At 73.7% G+C, this 17,537-nt stretch carries 16 protein-coding genes; 12 read left to right on the plus strand and 4 right to left on the minus strand.

What is annotated here, in order from left to right; translation table 11 throughout:
* Positions 1-5: 5 nt before the first annotated feature.
* The 3 genes from AC230_RS02405 to AC230_RS02415 are packed head-to-tail and all read left to right on the plus strand — an operon-like array spanning position 6 to position 2,436.
* Positions 6-929 (plus strand): glutamate ABC transporter substrate-binding protein, encoded by a 924-nt coding sequence (locus tag AC230_RS02405; RefSeq protein WP_049714243.1) that lies wholly within the window; start codon positions 6-8, stop codon positions 927-929.
* Entirely contained in the window at positions 926-1,570 is a 645-nt protein-coding gene (locus tag AC230_RS02410; protein ID WP_049714244.1) for an amino acid ABC transporter permease, read from the plus strand. The genes AC230_RS02405 and AC230_RS02410 overlap by 4 nt, the downstream gene beginning before the upstream one ends.
* On the plus strand, positions 1,567-2,436 hold the full coding sequence (locus tag AC230_RS02415) for an amino acid ABC transporter permease (RefSeq protein ID WP_049714245.1): 870 nt from the start codon (positions 1,567-1,569) through the stop codon (positions 2,434-2,436). The genes AC230_RS02410 and AC230_RS02415 overlap by 4 nt, the downstream gene beginning before the upstream one ends.
* Before the next feature lie 82 nt (positions 2,437-2,518).
* Here AC230_RS02415 and AC230_RS02420 read toward each other — a convergent pair whose 3' ends face one another.
* Both AC230_RS02420 and AC230_RS02425 read right to left on the minus strand, forming a co-directional pair.
* On the minus strand, positions 2,519-3,709 hold the full coding sequence (locus AC230_RS02420) for a globin domain-containing protein (RefSeq protein ID WP_049714246.1): 1,191 nt from the start codon (positions 3,707-3,709) through the stop codon (positions 2,519-2,521).
* A gap of 84 nt (positions 3,710-3,793) precedes the next feature.
* The gene (locus AC230_RS02425) at positions 3,794-4,240 is read right to left on the minus strand and encodes an RrF2 family transcriptional regulator (protein WP_049714247.1); all 447 of its coding nucleotides are present in this window, start codon (positions 4,238-4,240) and stop codon (positions 3,794-3,796) included.
* Between the two features lie 174 nt (positions 4,241-4,414).
* On the opposite strand from AC230_RS02425, the gene AC230_RS02430 reads away from it, so the two are divergent.
* Positions 4,415-5,308, plus strand: coding sequence for an SGNH/GDSL hydrolase family protein (locus AC230_RS02430; RefSeq protein ID WP_078870899.1), 894 nt, complete (start codon positions 4,415-4,417; stop codon positions 5,306-5,308).
* A 192-nt stretch (positions 5,309-5,500) separates the two neighbouring features.
* Entirely contained in the window at positions 5,501-7,306 is a 1,806-nt protein-coding gene (gene ggt / locus AC230_RS02435; RefSeq protein ID WP_049714248.1) for a gamma-glutamyltransferase, read from the plus strand.
* Positions 7,307-7,398: 92 nt separating this feature from the next.
* Here ggt and AC230_RS02440 read toward each other — a convergent pair whose 3' ends face one another.
* On the minus strand, positions 7,399-7,953 hold the full coding sequence (locus AC230_RS02440) for an isochorismatase family protein (protein WP_049714958.1): 555 nt from the start codon (positions 7,951-7,953) through the stop codon (positions 7,399-7,401).
* Between the two features lie 172 nt (positions 7,954-8,125).
* Here AC230_RS02440 and AC230_RS02445 point away from each other — a divergent pair, with 172 nt between their 5' ends.
* The 5 genes from AC230_RS02445 to AC230_RS02465 all read left to right on the plus strand — a co-directional run bounded on the left by AC230_RS02445 (position 8,126) and on the right by AC230_RS02465 (position 13,624).
* A complete protein-coding gene (locus AC230_RS02445) occupies positions 8,126-8,968 on the plus strand; it encodes a nitrilase-related carbon-nitrogen hydrolase (protein WP_049714249.1) in 843 nt (280 codons plus the stop codon).
* Between the two features lie 32 nt (positions 8,969-9,000).
* Positions 9,001-10,248, plus strand: a complete 1,248-nt coding sequence (locus AC230_RS02450; RefSeq protein ID WP_049714959.1) for an aspartate aminotransferase family protein — start codon at positions 9,001-9,003, stop codon at positions 10,246-10,248.
* Positions 10,245-11,630 (plus strand): dihydropyrimidinase, encoded by a 1,386-nt coding sequence (gene hydA, locus AC230_RS02455; RefSeq protein ID WP_049714250.1) that lies wholly within the window; start codon positions 10,245-10,247, stop codon positions 11,628-11,630. The genes AC230_RS02450 and hydA overlap by 4 nt, the downstream gene beginning before the upstream one ends.
* 18 nt (positions 11,631-11,648) lie before the next feature.
* Positions 11,649-12,647 (plus strand): TIGR03842 family LLM class F420-dependent oxidoreductase, encoded by a 999-nt coding sequence (locus AC230_RS02460; RefSeq protein WP_049714251.1) that lies wholly within the window; start codon positions 11,649-11,651, stop codon positions 12,645-12,647.
* Positions 12,648-12,718: 71 nt separating this feature from the next.
* Positions 12,719-13,624 (plus strand): hypothetical protein, encoded by a 906-nt coding sequence (locus AC230_RS02465; RefSeq protein ID WP_049714252.1) that lies wholly within the window; start codon positions 12,719-12,721, stop codon positions 13,622-13,624.
* A 25-nt stretch (positions 13,625-13,649) separates the two neighbouring features.
* Here AC230_RS02465 and AC230_RS02470 read toward each other — a convergent pair whose 3' ends face one another.
* Complete coding sequence (locus AC230_RS02470) at positions 13,650-14,705, minus strand: lipoate-protein ligase LplAB (RefSeq protein WP_049714253.1); 1,056 nt, start codon at positions 14,703-14,705, stop codon at positions 13,650-13,652.
* Between the two features lie 181 nt (positions 14,706-14,886).
* On the opposite strand from AC230_RS02470, the gene AC230_RS02475 reads away from it, so the two are divergent.
* Both AC230_RS02475 and AC230_RS02480 read left to right on the plus strand, forming a co-directional pair.
* A complete protein-coding gene (locus AC230_RS02475) occupies positions 14,887-16,611 on the plus strand; it encodes a gamma-glutamyltransferase family protein (protein ID WP_049714254.1) in 1,725 nt (574 codons plus the stop codon).
* Between the two features lie 78 nt (positions 16,612-16,689).
* A complete protein-coding gene (locus AC230_RS02480; RefSeq protein WP_049714255.1) occupies positions 16,690-17,511 on the plus strand; it encodes an inositol monophosphatase family protein in 822 nt (273 codons plus the stop codon).
* Positions 17,512-17,537 lie beyond the last annotated feature (26 nt).

A 17,537-nucleotide genomic window follows, 5' to 3' on the forward strand; every position in this document is an offset into this window, starting at 1 on the left:
GACGCATGCCACGCACAGGACGCCGCCTCGCCGCACTGACCCTCGCCGCCGTCGCCCTCCTCGCCGCCGCCTGCGGGAAGGAGGGCAGCCCGCCCGTCAAGGGCCCCAGGCCCGAGAGCCTGCCCGCCTACACCGTGGACACCGGCTTCCGGCTCCCCGACTCGCCCACCTGGCGCGCCGCGAAGAGCCGCGGCCACCTCACCGTGGGCGTCAAGGAGGACCAGCCCTATCTGGGCGAGAAGGACCCCGCCACCGGCGTCTACTCCGGCTTCGACATCGAGATCGCGAAGATGATGTCCGCCTCGCTCGGCTTCGCCCCGGGCACACTCGCCTACCGCACCATCGCCTCCGCCAACCGCGAAACCGCCCTCCAGAACGGGCAGATCGACTACTACGTCGGCACCTACACCATCAACGACCTCCGCAAGAAGCAGGTTGGCTTCGCCGGGCCGTACTACATCGCCGGGCAGTCGCTGCTCGTCCGCAAGGACGAGGACGACATCCACGGCCCCCAGGACCTGGCCGGCAAGCGCGTCTGCTCCGTCGCCGGCTCCACCCCGCTGCGCCGCCTCCGCAAGGACTACCCCAAGGCCGTCGCCGTCGCCTACGACACGTACTCGATCTGCGTCGACAACCTCCTCAGCTACCAGGTCGCCGCCGTCACCACCGACGACACCATCCTCATGGGCTTCGCCGCCAAGGCGCCGGACGAACTCAAGCTCGCCGGAAGGCCGTTCTCCGAGGAGCCGTACGGCATCGGCGTCCCGCGCGGGGACACCGCCCTGCGCCTCGCCCTCGACGACGCCATCGAGGCGCACGAGAGGAACGGCGACTGGAAGAAGGCGTACGACGCCACCCTCGGCCGCTCCGGCGTGCCCGCCCCGAAGCCGCCCGCCGTCGACCGCTACGGCACCGGGAGGTCCGCGTGAACGTCCTGACCGACAACCTCGGCCGCTACGGCGAGGGGCTGCTCGGCACCGTCGAACTCACCGTCTACGCCTCGCTGCTGGCCCTCGTCCTCGGCTTCCTCATGGCCGCCTTCCGCGTCGCGCCCGTCGCCTCGCTGCGCGCCTTCGGCACCGCCTGGGTGACGGTGCTGCGCAACACCCCGCTCACGCTGCTGTTCTTCGCGGTGGTGCTCGGGCTGCCGAGGTTCGGCGTCGTCCTGCCCTTCCAGCTCTTCGCGGTCCTCGCGCTGGGCTGCTACACCTCCGCCTTCATCTGCGAGGCCGTCCGCTCGGGCATCAACACCGTGCCCGTCGGGCAGGGGGAGGCCGCCCGCAGCCTCGGCATGACCTTCGGCCAGACCCTGGGGGCGATCGTGCTGCCGCAGGCCTTCCGCTCCGTCATCCCGCCGATCGGCTCCACGCTCATCGCCCTCGCCAAGAACTCGGCGATCGCCGGATCGTTCAGCGTCACCGAGCTCCTCGGCACGTACAAGACGCTCAACGAGCTGGGCTACAGCATCATCTGGACGTTCGTCTGGATCGCCGTCGGCTACCTGATCGTGACCCTGACCATCAGCGCGGTCTTCAACGTGCTGGAGAAGCGGTGGGGAGTGGCCCGATGAGCGGCGGCACCGCCCTGTACGACGTCCCCGGCCCGCTGGCCCGGCGCCGGCACCGGCTCTACGGAGTCCTGGCCACCGCCGGCATCCTCGCCCTGGTGGGCTGGGCCCTCTACCTCCTCTTCGACACCGGCCAGTTCACCGCGGAGAAGTGGACGCCCTTCGCCTACAAGGGCATTCAGGAGATGCTGCTCCGCGGCCTCGCCAACACGCTGCGCGCCTTCGGCTTCGCGGCGGTCCTCTCGCTCGGCCTGGGCACCGTCCTGGCGGTCGGCCGGCTCTCGGACCACCGGCCCGTGCGGTGGGTGGCGACCGTGCTGGTCGAGTTCTTCCGGGCCATGCCCGTCCTGGTGATGATCTTCTTCGTCTTCGTCGCCCTCAAGGTGCAGCCGCTGCCCGCGCTCGTCACCGGCCTCACGCTCTACAACGGGTCCGTGCTCGCGGAGGTCTTCCGCACCGGCGTCGACTCGGTCGACCGCGGGCAGCGGGAGGCGGCCTACGCGCTCGGCCTGCACAAGACGCAGGTCATGACGTACGTCCTGGTACCGCAGGCGGTGCGGGCCATGCTGCCGACGATCATCAGCCAGCTCGTCGTCGCGCTCAAGGACACGTCGCTGGGCTTCCTCATCACGTACGAGGAACTGCTGCACGCGGGCAAGCTGATCGCGGGGAATCTGGACTACGGGCTGCCGTTCATCCCCGTCGTCATGATCATCTCACCCGTGTACATCGGGATGTGCATGCTGCTGTCGTGGTTCGCGACGTGGGTCGCGAAGCGGGAGCGGCGGAGCCTGAAGACGCGGGCCGTGGAGGTGGCTCCCGCGGAGCCGGGGACGTTGCTGGCGGGGCCTGCGGGGCATCCGCGTTAGCGGCGCGGCCGCGTTGCGGAGCCCCGGGGCGGGGCGCAGGGCCTAGGCGCCCACGCCCGGCCCCGGACGAGGCCGGCCCGGGCTAGGCCAGCCACAGATCGGGGCCGAACACCTCGTAGTGGATGTCCGCCGCGGCGACCCCGGCCGCCAGCAACTGCGCCCGCACGGCCCGCATGAACGGCAGGGGCCCGCACAGATAGGCCACCGCCCCCGCCGGGACGTCGAGGAGCGACAGGTCCGCGTACCCGGTGCGCTCCGCGGGCCACGCCGCGTCCGCCGGCCGCTCGTACCAGACGTGCGCCTCCGCGTCCGCCAACTTGCCGACCAGCGTGGCGAGTTCGCTGCGGAAGGCGTGCGACGCCTCGTCGCGGTCGGCGTGGACCACGACGACCCGCCGCCCCGACCCTGTGGCGGCGAGGTGGGCGAGCATGCCCATCACCGGCGTGCAGCCGATGCCCGCCGAGGCCAGGACGACCGGCCGCTCGTCGCCGTCCTCCAGGACGACATCGCCGAACGGCACGCCGATGCGCAGCTCCGCCCCGGCGTGCACGTGCTCGTGCAGGAACGAGGACACCTCGCCGGCCGGGTCGGAGCCGGTCCGCTTGACCGAGAACTGCACGGCGCCGTCGGGGTGGCCGGAGACGCTGTACTGGCGTATCTGCCGTGCGCCGTCGGGGAGTTCGACCTGGACGGAGACGTACTGTCCGGGCCGGGCGGGCAGCGCCGAGGCCGGCATCCCCTCGGGCCGGACGACGAACGTCGCCACGTCGGCCGTCTCCCGGTGCCGCGCCACGACCCGGCCGGGGAAGAGGACGTCCCCGGCCGCGACGCCGGACCGCTCGTACAGCCGCGCCTCCCGGGCGATGAGCGCGTTCGCCATCAGCCAGTAGACCTCGTCCCAGGCCGCGGCCACCTCGGGCGTCACCGCCCCGCCCAGCACCTCGGCGATCGCGTCGAAGAGGTGCTTGCGGACCAGCTCGTACTGCGGGGCGGTGACCCCGAGCGAGGCGTGCTTGTGCGCGATGCGGTCGAGCATCGCGTCCGGCCGGACGTCCGGGTGCTCGACCAGCGCCGTGGCGAACGCGGCGATCGAGCCGGCGAGCGCCTGCCGCTGGCTGCCGTTGGCCTGGTTGCCGCGGTTGAACAGGTCGCGCAGCAGCTCGGGCCGGTCGGCGAAGAGGCGGTCGTAGAAGAGCGGGGTGATGTCCCCGATGGCCCCGCCCACGGCGGGCAGCGTGGCGCGGACGATCTCGGTCGACTTCGGTGACAGCACCGGCGGCTCCTTTGTTCACGGCTTAATACGCATCTCGAATGCGTATTTTTCTGTGTGCGAACGCCGCCCCGGCGGGGGCGGCGATCAGTCCTCGGGGCGGCTCGTCAGGCCCACCAGCACCGGCCCGGTCGGGCTCCCGACCAGGTCCTGGACGCTCAGCGGGTCGAGTGCGGCGAAGAACGCCTCCTGCGCCTGGCGCAGCGCGCCGCGCAGCCGGCAGGCCGCCCGCAGGGGGCACGGCGGATCGTCCTCGCAGCCGACGACGTCGCCCGTCCCCTCCAACTCCCGCACCAGTCGCCCCAGTGAGCCCGTGAGTCCGGCGGTGGTGAGCGCGAGCCCGCCGCCCCGGCCCCGGCGGGCCTCGACGACGCCCAGGTGCGTCAGGCGGCTGACCACCTTGGCCGCGTGCGTGTACGGCACGCCCATCGCGGCCGCCACCTCGCGGGTGGTCGGCGCGGCCCCGGTTCCGTCCTCCACCGCGAGGCGCATGGCGATGCGCAGCGCGATGTCGGTGCCCTTGGTCAGTCGCACACCCGTCAGGTTAGTCAATTGGCATCCAGGACTCCAATTAAGGGGGCGGGATCCCGGCCACCCCTGAGATCGACAGCCCGGGATCGACAGCCCTGAGCGACAGCCCGAGATTGACAGGAAGTTAACCGCCGGTAAGTCTGTGCGCAGTCATCGGACGATCGGACGGAGGACCAGGTGGGGGCTCAGGCACGCGCGCACGGCGGGCGGTACGGACGGACGCTGGCGGCGGTCGGCGCGGCGACGGCGCTGGCGGCCGGTGCCGCCGCCCCCGCGACCGCGGCCGCCGGACAGGGCGGCGGCGAACGCTACGTCGCCCTCGGCGACTCGTACACCTCCGCGCCCGGCGTCCCGCAGCAGAGCGGCGGCGACTGTGCCCGGTCCAGCGTCAACTACCCGGCGCTCACCGCGAAGGCCCTGAGGATCACGTCCTTCCGGGACGTCAGCTGCAGCGGCGCCAGGACGGACGACTTCTGGCGCGCCCAGGGCGCCAACCCGCCCCAGCTGGACGCCGTGGGGCGCAACACCAGACTGGTCACCGTCGGCATCGGCGGCAACGACATCGGCTTCGGCGAGATCATCGGCACCTGCGCCCAGCTCTCCGCCTCCGACCCGGCGGGCGACCCCTGCCGCAAGAAGTACACCGCCCCCGACGGCGGCGACCTGCTCAACCGGCGCATCGCCGACACCGCCCCGAAGATCGCCGAGGTGCTCAAGGCCGTGCACCGCAAGGCCCCGCGGGCCCGCGTCGTCCTCGCCGGCTACCCGTCGATCATGCCGGACGACGGGGTCGGCTGCTTCCCCTCCGTCCCGATGGCCGCCGGTGACGTCCCGTACCTGCGCGACACCGAGAAGAAGCTGAACGCGATGCTCCGCGAGCAGGCGCGCAAGGCCGGCGCCCGCTACGCCGACACCTACCGCGCCACCGTCGGCCACGACGTCTGCAAGCCCGAGGCCGACCGCTGGATCGAGGGCGCGCGGCCCTCCCGCCCGGCCGCGCCCTTCCACCCGAACGCCGACGGGGAGCGGGCCATGGCCCGGCCGGTGATCGGCGCGGCGCGCGGCCGCTGAGGCGGCCCGCCTGCACGGCCGACCCGGCCCGTCCGTGCTGCCGCGCCGGCCCGTCCGCGGGCCCGCGGTTCCGGCCGGGGCCGGCCGGCGTCCCCCGGATAGTGCCGTACCGGAGCGGAGCCGTGTCGCGCCCTGTCGTATGAGCTGCCCGGCGAGTAGGGTCACGGGCCTCTTCGACGACAGGGAGGCACCATGGCAAGACCGCCAGGACCCCGCCGGCTGATCGTCCTCTGCGCGTCCGCCGCGCTGGTGGCCGGGCTCGGGGCCGTGCCGGCCGCCGCCGGGGGCGGGCCGGGCGTCCCCGCCAAGTCGCCGGTCGCCACCGGCCGCGGCGGCGCCGTCGCGAGCGTCGATGCCGACGCGTCGGCTGCCGGCATCGAGGTGCTCGGACAGGGGGGCAACGCCGTGGACGCGGCGGTGGCCACCGCCGCCGCGCTCGGCGTCAGCGAGCCGTACTCCGGCGGCATCGGCGGGGGCGGCTACCTCGTCTACTACCGTGCCAAGGACCACAAGGTCCTCACCATCGGCGGCCGCGAGCGCGCCCCCCTCAGCGCCGGCGAGGACCTCTTCGTCGAGAAGGGCCGCCCGATCCCCTTCGACGAGGCCGTCACCAGCGGCCGCAGCGTCGGCGTCCCCGGCGCGCCCGCCACCTGGGACGCCGCCCTGCGCGCCTGGGGCAGCAGGTCCCTCGCCACGGTGCTGCGGCCCGCCGAGCGGCTGGCCCGCCAGGGCTTCACCGTCGACGCCACCTTCCGGCAGATGACCGCCGACAACGAGAAGCGCTTCCGCGACTTCCCGGACACCGCCCGGCTGTTCCTGCCCGGCGGCCGGCTGCCGGCCGTCGGCTCCACCCTCAGGAACCCCGACCTCGCCCGCACCTACGAACTCCTCGGCAGGAAGGGCGCCGGCGCGGTCTACGGCGGGGAACTGGGCCGCGACATCGTCTCGACCGTCCGCAAGCCCCCCGTCGCGCACGGCTCCTCCCGCGTGGTCCGCTCCGGCGACCTGACCCAGCGGGACCTGCGCGCCTACACCCTCGAACGGCCCGCCCCGACCCGCACCACCTACCGCGGCCTCGACGTCTACGGGCCGGGCCCCTCCTCCTCGGGCGGCACGACCGTCGCCGAGGCGCTCAACATCCTGGAGCGGAAGGGCGATCTCGGCCGGGTGGACAAGGCCACCTACCTCCACCGCTACCTGGAGGCGAGCCGCATCGCCTTCGCCGACCGCAACCGGTGGGTCGGCGACCCGGCGCGGGAGAAGGTGCCCACCGCCGCCCTGACCTCCAAGCGGTACGCCGCCTCGCGCGCCTGCCTCCTCACCGACGGCCGGGCCCTCACCAGCCCGCTCGCGCCCGGCGACCCGCGGCACCCCACGTCCTGCGGGACGACGGGCCGGGCCGCGCCCACGCCGTACGAGGGGCAGCAGACCACCCACCTGACGACGGCCGACCGGTGGGGCAACGTCGTCGCCTACACCTTCACCATCGAGCAGTGGGGCGGCAGCGGCATCACCGTGCCGGGCCGCGGCTTCCTGCTCAACAACGAGCTGACCGACTTCTCCTTCACGCCCGTCACCCCCGGCGTCCACGACCCCAACCTGCCGGGACCGGGCAAGCGGCCGCGCTCGTCCATCGCGCCGACGGTCGTCCTCGACCACGGGCGGTTCGCCTTCACGGTCGGCTCGCCCGGCGGTTCGACGATCATCACCACCGCGCTGCAGATCCTGCTGGGGCACGTGGACCGCCGCATGCCGCTCGCCGACGCGATCGCCGCGCCGCGCGCCAGCCAGCGCAACACCGCGACCACCGACCTGGAACAGGCCCTGTGGGACAGCCCCCTCCGCCGCCGACTGGAGGCCAGGGGCCACGCGTTCAAGCTCAGCCCGGAAATCGGTGCCGCCACGGGCGTCCAACGCCTCCCCGACGGCCGCTGGCTCGCCGCCGCGGAGAAGGTGCGCCGCGGCGGCGGCTCGGCGATGGTCGTCACGCCGGGCTGACGGCGGGGCGGCTGCGGTAGGCGCGCGGTCGCCTCTTGCGGCTGGGGGGCGGCCCCGTGCGGACGCCGAGCCGGGGCCGCCCCCCGCCCCCCTCACCCCAGCAGCCCCACCACCTCCGCCGTGGTGCCCGTCTCGCCCAGGCGCGGGAAGATGCGCTCCACGGCCACGCGGTGTGCCTCCGGGTCCGGGTCGGTGACGGCGTCGACGGGCACCGTCACGTGGTAGCCGTGCTCGTGGGCCGCGCGGGCGGTGGATTCGACGCCCATGGCGGTGGCGATGCCGGCGACGACGACCTGGGTGACGCCGCGGCGGCGCAGTTGACCGTCGAGGTCCGTGCCGTGGAAGGCGCCCCAGGTCCGCTTGGTGATAAGGATGTCGTCCTCGTGGCGGCCGAGTTCGGGCCGCAGCTCGGCGAAGTCCGGCGGGTAGGCCCCGCCGCCGCGCGGCGCGGCCTCGGTGCGGCCGGGCGCCGAGCCGGTCACGGTGACGAGCACCACCGGCAGCCCCTTCGCACGGAACGCGGCGGCCAGCTCGGCGCCGCGGGCGACGACCTCGTCGGCCGGGTGGGCGGTGGGCAGGGCGGTGATGCCCTTCTGGAGGTCGATGAGGATCAGGGCGGTCGTGGGGTCGAGCGTGGTCACAGACATGGCCCACACCCTAGAGAAGCGAAGGCGGCCTTGCAAGGTTGCCTTCATTTTTCGGTCGGTCTTCCGGATGACACCCCGGTCTTGCCTCGGCGCGGGCCGCGCCCTACGGTCGCATTCCACACGCGGATCTTCACGTGCCGGCCCGCCCGAAGCCCTCGCGGAGGAGCAGCTCATGGCCAACGTTGTGCGCGCCGCCCTGGTCCAGGCCACCTGGACCGGTGACACCGAGTCGATGATCGCCAAGCACGAGGAGCACGCCCGCGCCGCCGCCGCGCAGGGCGCCAAGGTGATCGGCTTCCAGGAAGTCTTCAACGCCCCCTACTTCTGCCAGGTGCAGGACACCGAGCACTACCGCTGGGCCGAGCCCGTCCCCGACGGCCCGACGGTGACCCGGATGCGGCGCCTCGCCCGCGAGACGGGCCTGGTGATCATCGTCCCGGTCTTCGAGGCCGAACAGCCCGGCCACTACTACAACACCGCCGCCGTCATCGACGCCGACGGCAGCTATCTCGGCAAGTACCGCAAGCACCACATCCCGCAGGTCGAGGGCTTCTGGGAGAAGTTCTACTTCAAACCCGGCAACCTGGGCTGGCCCGTCTTCGACACCGCCGCCGGCCGCATCGGCGTCTACATCTGCTACGACCGCCACTTCCCCGAGGGCTGGCGCCAGCTCGGCCTGGCCGGCGCCCAGCTCGTCTACAACCCCTCCGCCACCTCGCGCAGCCTCTCGTCCCACCTGTGGAAGCTGGAGCAGCCCGCCGCCGCGGTCGCCAACGAGTACTTCGTCGCCGCCATCAACCGCGTCGGCCGCGAGGAGTACGGGGACGACGACTTCTACGGCACGTCGTACTTCGTGGACCCGCGCGGGGAGTTCGTCGGCGAGGTGGCGAGCGACGGCAAGGAGGAACTCGTCGTCCGCGACCTGGACTTCGGGCTCGTCGACGAGGTCCGCCGGCAGTGGGCCTTCTACCGGGACCGGCGGCCCGACGCCTACGAGGGGCTGGTCCGGCCGTGAACGACTCCCTGCACGCCCGGCACCGGGCGGTCATGCCCTCCTGGCTCGCCCTCTACTACGACGAGCCGCTGGAGATCGTGCGCGGCGAGGGCCGCCACGTATGGGACGCGTCCGGCCGGCGCTACCTCGACTTCTTCGGCGGCATCCTCACCACCATGACCGCCCACGCCCTCCCCGAGGTCACCAAGGCGGTCTCCGAGCAGGCCGGCCGCATCCTGCACACCTCCACCCTCTACCTCGACCGGAACATGGTCGAACTCGCCGAGCGCGTCGCCGCGTCGAGCGGCATCCCCGACGCCCGGGTCTTCTTCACCACCTCCGGCACCGAGGCCAACGACACGGCCCTGCTCCTGGCCACCGCCCGCCGCCGCTCCAACCAGGTGCTGGCGATGCGCAACAGCTACCACGGCCGCTCCTTCTCCACCGTCGGGATCACCGGCAACTCGGCCTGGTCGCCGACGAGCCTGTCCCCGTTGCAGACCCTCTACGTGCACGGCGCCGTCCGCACGCGCGGCCCGTACGCCCACCTCTCCGACGCCGACTTCATCGCCGCGAGCGTGCGCGACCTGGAGGACATGCTCGGCCAGGCGCACGGCACCGTCGCCGCGCTGATCGCCGAACCCGTGCAGGGCGTCGGCGGGTTCACCGCGCCGCCCGACGGCCTCTACGCCGCCTTCCGCGAGGTCCTCGACCGGCACGGCATCCTGTGGATCAGCGACGAGGTCCAGACCGGCTGGGGCCGCACCGGCGACCACTTCTGGGGCTGGCAGGCCCATGCCGGCAACGGCCCGCCGGACCTCCTCACCTTCGCCAAGGGCCTCGGCAACGGCATGTCCGTCGGCGGCGTCGTCGCCCGCGCCGAGGTCATGAACTGCCTGGACGCCAACTCCATCTCCACCTTCGGCGGCAGCCCCGTCACCGCGGCCGCCGCCCTCGCCAACCTCCGGTACCTCCTGGACCACGACCTCCAGGGCAACGCCCGCCGCGTCGGCGCCCTGCTCGCCGAGCGGCTGCGCGCCGTCGCCGCCGCGCTCCCGGTCGTCCGCGAGGTCCGCGGCCGCGGCCTGATGATCGGCGTCGAGCTCGCCTCGCCGCGCGCCGCCGCCCGCGCCCTCGAAACCGCCCGCGAACAGGGCCTGTTGATCGGCAGGGGTGGCCGCGCGGGCGACGCCCTGCGCATCGCCCCGCCGCTCTCGCTCACCGACGACGAGGCCGGGGAGGGCGCCGCGATGCTCGAACGGGCGCTGCGCGCCGTCGACGCGGAGGAGGCGTCCCCGTGAGCCGCACCCTGATCCGCGGCGGTCTGGTGATCAGCGCGACGGACGAGACGTACGCCGACGTCCTGATCGAGGACGGCCGGGTGGCGGCCCTGGCCGCGCCGGACTTCGCCCACGGCTGGACGGCGGACCGGACCATCGACGCCACCGGCAAGTACGTCCTCCCGGGCGGCGTCGATGCCCACACCCACTTCGACTTCCCCTTCGGCGGCACCGCCTCCTCGGACGACTTCGCGACCGGCACCCGCGCCGCCGCCTGGGGCGGCACCACCACCGTCGTCGACTTCGCCGTGCAGCCGCGCGGGGGCGCCCTGCGCGAGGGGCTGGACGCCTGGCACGCGAAGGCCGAGGGCAAGTGCGCCGTCGACTACGCCTTCCACATGATCCTCTCCGACGTGACCGAGGCGTCGCTGAAGGAGATGGACCGGGTCGTGGGGGAGGGGGTGACCTCCTTCAAACTCTTCATGGCCTACCCGGGCGTCTTCTACAGCGACGACGGCCGGATCCTGCGCGCGATGCAACGGGCCGCCGGCAACGGCTCGTTGGTCATGATGCACGCGGAGAACGGCCCCGCCATCGACGTCCTCGTCGAACAGGCCCTCGCCGCCGGCCGCACCGACCCCCGGTACCACGGCGAGGTGCGCCGGGCGCTGCTGGAGGCCGAGGCCACCCACCGGGCGATCCGGCTCTCCCAGGTCGCCGGCAGCCCGCTCTACGTCGTGCACGTCTCCGCGCGGGAGGCCGTCGCCGAGCTCGCCCGCGCCCGGGACGAGGGGCTCCCGGTCTTCGGCGAGACCTGCCCGCAGTACCTCTACCTCTCCACCGACAACCTCGCCGAACCCGGCTTCGAGGGCGCCAAGTACGTCTGCTCCACGCCGCTTCGGCCCCGCGAGCACCAGGCGGCGCTGTGGCGCGCGCTGCGCACCGACGACCTCCAGGTCGTCTCCACCGACCACTGCCCGTTCTGCTTCGCGGGCCAGAAGGAGCTCGGCCGGGGCGACTTCTCGAAGATCCCCAACGGGCTGCCCGGCGTGGAGAACCGGATGGACCTCCTCCATCAGGCGGTGGTCGACGGGCACCTCTCCCGGCGCCGCTGGATCGACATCGCCTGTGCCGCCCCGGCGCGGATGTTCGGCCTCGCCCCGCGCAAGGGGACGCTCGCGCCGGGCGCCGACGCGGACGTCGTCGTCTACGACCCGCGGGCGGAGCAGACCCTCTCCGCGGCCACGCACCACATGAACGTCGACTACTCGGCGTACGAGGGCAAGCGGATCACCGGCCGGGTGGAGACCGTCCTCTCGCGCGGCGAACTCGTCCTCCACCGCGGCGAGTTCACCGGACGCCCCGGCCACGGCCGCTACGTGCCCCGCGCCACCTTCTCCTGACCCCTGAGGAGCCCTCCCTTGGACTTCGGCCTCGTCCTGCAGACCGACCCGCCCGCCTCCGCCGTGGTGGAGCTGATGCGCCGCGCGGAGCGGCGCGGCTTCCGCTACGGCTGGACCTTCGACTCCGCCGTGCTGTGGCAGGAGCCGTTCGTGATCCACAGCCGCGTCCTGGACCACACGGAGCGGCTCGTCGTCGGCCCCATGGTCACCAACCCGACCACCCGCGCGCCGGAGGTCACGGCCTCCACCTTCGCCACCCTCAACGACATGTACGGCAACCGCACCGTCTGCGGCATCGGCCGCGGCGACTCCGCGATGCGCGTCGCCGGCCGCCGCCCCAACACCCTCGCCGTCCTCCGCGACTCCGTCCGCGTTATCCGCGACCTCGCGGAGGGCAGGGAGGCGGACGTCGGCGGCACGGTCCTGCGCCTGCCGTGGGTGCGCGACGGCCGGCTGCCGGTGTGGGTGGCGGCGTACGGGCCGAAGGCCCTCGCCCTGGCCGGGGAGGAGGCGGACGGCTTCATCCTCCAGCTCGCCGACCCCTTCCTGACGGAGTGGATGATCCGCGCCGTCCGCGAGGCCGCGGCCGCGGCGGGCCGCGACCCGTCGTCCGTGACGATCTGCGTCGCCGCCCCGGCGTACGTCGGGGACGACCTGGCGCACGCGCGCGAGCAGTGCCGCTGGTTCGGGGGCATGGTCGGCAATCATGTGGCCGACCTGGTCGCCCGCTACGGTGCGCACTCCGCCGCCGTGCCGGAGGAACTGACGGCGTACGTCGAGAAGCGGCAGGACTACGACTACAGCCACCACGGCCGGGCCGGGAACCCCTCCACGGACTTCGTCCCCGACGAGATCGTCGACCGCTTCTGCCTGCTGGGCCCGGTCGAGGCCCACGTGGAGAAGCTGGAGCGGCTGCGGGCGCTGGGGGTGGACCAGTTCGCGGTGTACGCGATGCACGACGCGCGGGAGGCGGTGATCGACGCGTATGGGGAGCAGGTGATTCCGGTTCTGGGGTAGGCGGACCACCTCCTACCCACCAGTAAGGTGATCTCGAAACGATGGATCACCACAGAACAGGAACACCGCCCGTGCGTGCGAACGCCCGCCTCTCCGCAGCCACTTGCGCCGCCCTCCTCCTCACCCTCGGCCTCGCCGGAACCGCGGCCGCCGCCCCGGCGGCGACCGCCGGCACCGTCACCGACGGCGGCGTCGGCGCCATCAAGGGACCGGAAGACCTCAAGCTCGGCGACGGCGGCGCCCTCTGCGTCTTCAGCGAGCGCCAGCAGCCCGCCGACGTCAAGGGCATCGTCAAGCAGATCGCGCAGCAGAAGATCAAGCACCCCACGAAGGCCGTCGGCGACATCGCCGCCGAGATCATGGGCAGCGGCGACCTGGGCCACTCCTGGACCGTCTACACCGCGCCCGACGGGAAGACCGTGGGCACCTACTCCTTCCAGTCCCCCTGGGACGGCCTCGCCTACACCCCCGAGTTCTGGACGGAGAGCTCGTTCCCCGGCGGCCTGGCCGTCGACTACCCCGACGACTGGGGCAACGACGCCCACGGCGACGCGGCCGACAAGTTCGGCCGCGGCACCCCCGCCGACCACCTGAAGTCCATCGGCTCCGCCACCGAGGACCACCCCACCAAGACCCGCACCGGCCGCTGCAAGCCGGTCACCGAGCAGGGCCGCAAGGCGTTCTTCGCCTTCGTCGACTCCCAGCGCGGCAAGGCGTACGCCCCCGACCAGAACTGCACCAACTTCGCGGGCCGCGCCTGGGAGACCGCCACCGGCGAGCACCTCGACTGGCAGGTCGAGCCGCACCTCACCCCGTTCCCCGGCGTCGAGAAGACCCTCTCCGAGCAGATCTTCAAGGCCATCACCGGCCACGACGGCAAGATCGGCGACCCGGGCACCCTGGGCGCCGCCATCCTCAGGGCCAACGGCGGCAGCAAGGACGGCGACGTCCACAAGGAGGTCGCGCTCGACCACTGAGGCCGGCGCGCGGACCGCGCGCGGGCTACGGAACGCGCGCGGTCCACTCCGGCGAGGAGAACTTGGTGCGGGCCAGCCCCTCGGCGCGGGCCAGCTCCTCCGGGGTGACGGAGCCCTCCGTCAGGCCGTAGCGGCCGCGGAAGGAATCGATCATCTTGGCGATGACGGCGTCCCGCGGGAGGCCGGTCTGGCGGCGCAGCGGGTCGACGCGCTTCTTGGCGGACGTCGTGCCCTTGTCGGAGAGCTTCTCGCGGCCGATGCGGAGGACGTCGAGCATCTTCGCGGCGTCGATGTCGTAGGCCATGGTCACGTGGTGGAGGACGGCGCCGTTCCCGGAGACGACCCGCTTCTGGGCGGCGCCGGCGATCTTCCCGGCGTCGGTGGCGATGTCGTTGAGGGGCTGGTACCAGGCCTTGACGCCCATGGTCTCCAGGGCGCCGAGCACCCAGTCGTCGAGGTACTTGTAGCTGTCGGCGAAGGAGAGGCCCTGGACGAGGGCGTCGGGGACGCAGAGGGAGTAGGTGATGGTGTTGCCGGGTTCGATGAACATCGCCCCGCCGCCCGAGACGCGGCGTACGACCGTGATGCCGTGTCTGGCCGCCCCCTCCGGGTCCACCTCGTTGCGCAGCGACTGGAAGCTGCCGATCACCACGGCCGGGGAGCCCCACTCCCAGACCCGCAGCGTCGGCGGGCGCCGGCCCGCCGCAACCTCGGCCGTCAGCACCTCGTCGAGGGCCATGTGCAGTTCCGGGGCCTGCGGGCCGTCGTGGACGAGCTGCCAGTCGTAGTCCGTCCAGTCCGTGGCCTGCGCCAGCGCGCGGCGGACGGCGACGCCCACCGCCTCCGAGGTGAAGCCGAACAGCACCGCGCCCTCCGGCAGCGCCGCGTCGATCCGGGCCGCGAGCTGCGGGGCGGGCAGGTCGGCGGGAGCGCCCTCCAGCGCGCGGTCGATGTCCAGGAGCGCCTCGTCCGGCTCCAGGAAGAAGTCGCCGGCGACGCGGACGTCGCGCAGCACCCCCTCGCGGACCTCCAGGTCCACGACGACGAGCTTGCCGCCCGGCACCTTGTACTCACCGTGCACGACGCATCCTCCGGTCTTCTCCTCCGGCCGGCCGACGGGCCGGCGACGCCCTCCACCGTAACCGGGGCGCGGGACGGCGGACGGCCGAGGGCGGAGCAGGTGGCGCGGCGGTGGCCGAACCGCCGCGCCCCGGTGCCGGGTTGGTCTTGCGCACCGCCGCGCGATCTGCGTTCCTGGACGCGTGTTCACCACGCGTCCCACCCTTCGCGGAACCTTCGGCATGGTCTCGTCCACCCACTGGCTCGCCTCGCAGTCGGCGATGGCCGTGCTGGAGGGCGGGGGCAACGCGTTCGACGCCGCCGTGGCCGGCGCGTTCGTGCTGCACGTCGTCGAGCCGCACCTCAACGGGCCCGCGGGGGAGGTGCCGATCATCCTGGCGCCCGCCGGCGGGCCCGTGCGGGTGCTGTGCGGGCAGGGGCCCGCGCCGGGCGGGGCGAGCATCGCGCACTACACCGGGCTCGGGCTGGACCTCGTCCCCGGCACCGGGCCGCTCGCGGCCGCCGTGCCCGGGGCGTTCGACGCGTGGATGCTGCTGCTGCGCGACCACGGGACGCGGTCGCTCGCGCAGGTGCTGGAGTACGCCATCGGGTACGCCGAGCACGGGCACCCGGCCGTCGAGGGGTTCGCCGCGGCCGTCGGGACGGTGCGGGAGCTGTTCGCCACCGAGTGGACGACGTCCGGCGAGGTGTATCTGCCGGTCCCGAAGCCAGGGCGGCCCTTCCGCAACCCCGCCCTCGCCGCCACCTGGCGCCGCCTGATCGCCGAGGCGGCCGTCGGCGCGGACCGCGAGGCCCGCATCGACGCCGCGCGCCGCGTCTGGCGCGAGGGCTTCGTCGCCGACGCGCTCCTGCGCGCCGCCGCGCGCCCCACGCTCGACATGACGGGCGAGCGGCACACCGGCACCCTCTCCGGGGACGACCTCGCGGCCTGGCGGGCCGGCTACGAGGACCCGGTCACCCACGACCGGGACGGCTGGACGCTGTGCAAGCCAGGACCCTGGTCCCAGGGCCCGGTGCTCGCGCAGCAGCTCGCCCTGCTGCCCGACCTCCCGCCGCGCGGCACCCCCGAGTACCTCCACACCCTCGTCGAGGCCGGCAAGCTCGCCATGGCCGACCGCGAGGCGTGGTACGGCGACGCCGCCGACGTGCCGCTGTCGGACCTGCTGTCCGAGGAGTACAACGCGGCGCGGCGCCGGCTGATCGGCGCCACCGCCTCGTACGACCTGCGCCCCGGCGGCCCGGGCGGGCGCGTGCCCCGCCTGCCCCGGTACGCCACGGCCCCCGACCGGCCGCAGGTGCTGCCCGGCGTGGCCGTGCCGGTGCTCGGCGACACCTGCCACATCGACGTCGTCGACCGCCGGGGCAACATGGTCTCCGCGACGCCCAGCGGCGGCTGGCTGCAGTCCAACCCCGTCGTCCCCGAGCTCGGCTTCCCGCTCGGCACCCGGCTCCAGATGGCCTGGCTGGAGCCCGGGCTCCCCAACTCCCTCACGCCCGGGCGGCGTCCGCGCACCACCCTCAGCCCGTCCCTGGCCCTGCGCGGCGGCGAACCCGTCATGGCCTTCGGCACGCCCGGCGGCGACCAGCAGGACCAGTGGCAGCTGCCGTTCTTCCTGGCCGTCGCCGCCGGGGAGGACCTCCAGGCGGCCGTCGACGCGCCCACCTGGCACCAGGAGAGCTTCCCCGGCTCCTTCCACCCGCGCGTGATGTCGCCCGGCGCCGTCACCGTCGAGTGGCGCGTGGGCGAGGACGTCGTACGCGAGCTGCGCCGGCGCGGGCACCGCGTGACCGTGGACGGGGCCTGGTCGCTGGGGCGCCTGTGCGCGGTGGCGCGCGACCCGGAGACGGGCGTGCTGTCGGCCGCCGCCAACCCGCGCGGCATGCAGGGCTACGCGGTGGGCCGCTGAGCCGGGCGTTCACCGCCCGTACGCGGTGAGGCCATTCTCACGCCCCCGACTGTCGGTGGGCCGTGGTTCGATGGCCATATGATCGAAGACTTTCTCGCAGGTGACCTGACCGCCGTCGACGAGGCGCTCCGCAAGGCGGCCGCCGCCGAGATCATGCCGCGCTTCCGGCAGCTCGCCGCGCACGAGATCGTCGAGAAGAACGGCCCGCACGACCTGGTCACGGTCGCCGACCGGCTGGCCGAGCAGCATCTGACGGCCTCGCTCACGGCCCTGCTGCCCGGCTCCCGGGTGGTCGGCGAGGAGGCGGTGCACGCCGACCCGTCCGTCCTGGAGGCGCTGCGCGGCGACGACCCGGTGTGGATCGTGGACCCGGTGGACGGCACCCGGCAGTTCGTCCACGGCGACCCCGGCTTCGCGACGCTGGTCTGCCTGGCGCACCGCGGCGAGCTGCTGGCGTCCTGGACGTACGCGCCGGCCCTGGAGCGGATGGCGACCGCGGTGCGGGGCGGGGGCGCCCGGCTGGACGGCGTCCCGATGCGGTCCGGATCGCCCGAGCCCGGGCGGGAGTTGACGGTGGCCATCTCCCACTTCGACTTCACCACCGACGAGGAGAAGCGTGTGCTCGGCCGGCTGGGCACGCACGGGGTGGCCCCGCGCCCCTGCGGCTCGGCGGGGCTGGAGTATCTGAACGTGGCGCGCGGGGCGCTGGACGCGACCGCCTTCTCGTGGGAGAACCCCTGGGACCACGCCGCGGGGCTGCTGCTCGTCGCGGAGGCGGGCGGGGCGAGCGGGACGGTGGCGGGCGAGCCGTTCCGGATCGCCGGGGGCAACGCGATGCCGTTCGCCTCGGCGCGGGACGCCGCGACCCTCCGGCATATCCTGGCCCTGCTGGCGTCCTGATCAAGATCCCCGTGCCACGGGATCTC

Source organism: Streptomyces caatingaensis (assembly GCF_001187435.1).
Classification (GTDB): domain Bacteria; phylum Actinomycetota; class Actinomycetes; order Streptomycetales; family Streptomycetaceae; genus Streptomyces; species Streptomyces caatingaensis.

What these genes read in the sequence shown, in the direction of transcription:
- AC230_RS02405 (WP_049714243.1), top strand. Translation starts at nt 6, where the DNA reads ATGCCACGCACAGGACGCCGCCTCGCCGCACTGACCCTCGCCGCCGTC.
- AC230_RS02415 (WP_049714245.1), top strand. Translation starts at nt 1,567, where the DNA reads ATGAGCGGCGGCACCGCCCTGTACGACGTCCCCGGCCCGCTGGCCCGG.
- ggt (WP_049714248.1), top strand. Translation starts at nt 5,501, where the DNA reads ATGGCAAGACCGCCAGGACCCCGCCGGCTGATCGTCCTCTGCGCGTCC.
- AC230_RS02440 (WP_049714958.1), bottom strand. Translation starts at nt 7,953, where the DNA reads ATGTCTGTGACCACGCTCGACCCCACGACCGCCCTGATCCTCATCGAC.
- AC230_RS02445 (WP_049714249.1), top strand. Translation starts at nt 8,126, where the DNA reads ATGGCCAACGTTGTGCGCGCCGCCCTGGTCCAGGCCACCTGGACCGGT.
- AC230_RS02450 (WP_049714959.1), top strand. Translation starts at nt 9,001, where the DNA reads ATGCCCTCCTGGCTCGCCCTCTACTACGACGAGCCGCTGGAGATCGTG.
- AC230_RS02480 (WP_049714255.1), top strand. Translation starts at nt 16,690, where the DNA reads ATGATCGAAGACTTTCTCGCAGGTGACCTGACCGCCGTCGACGAGGCG.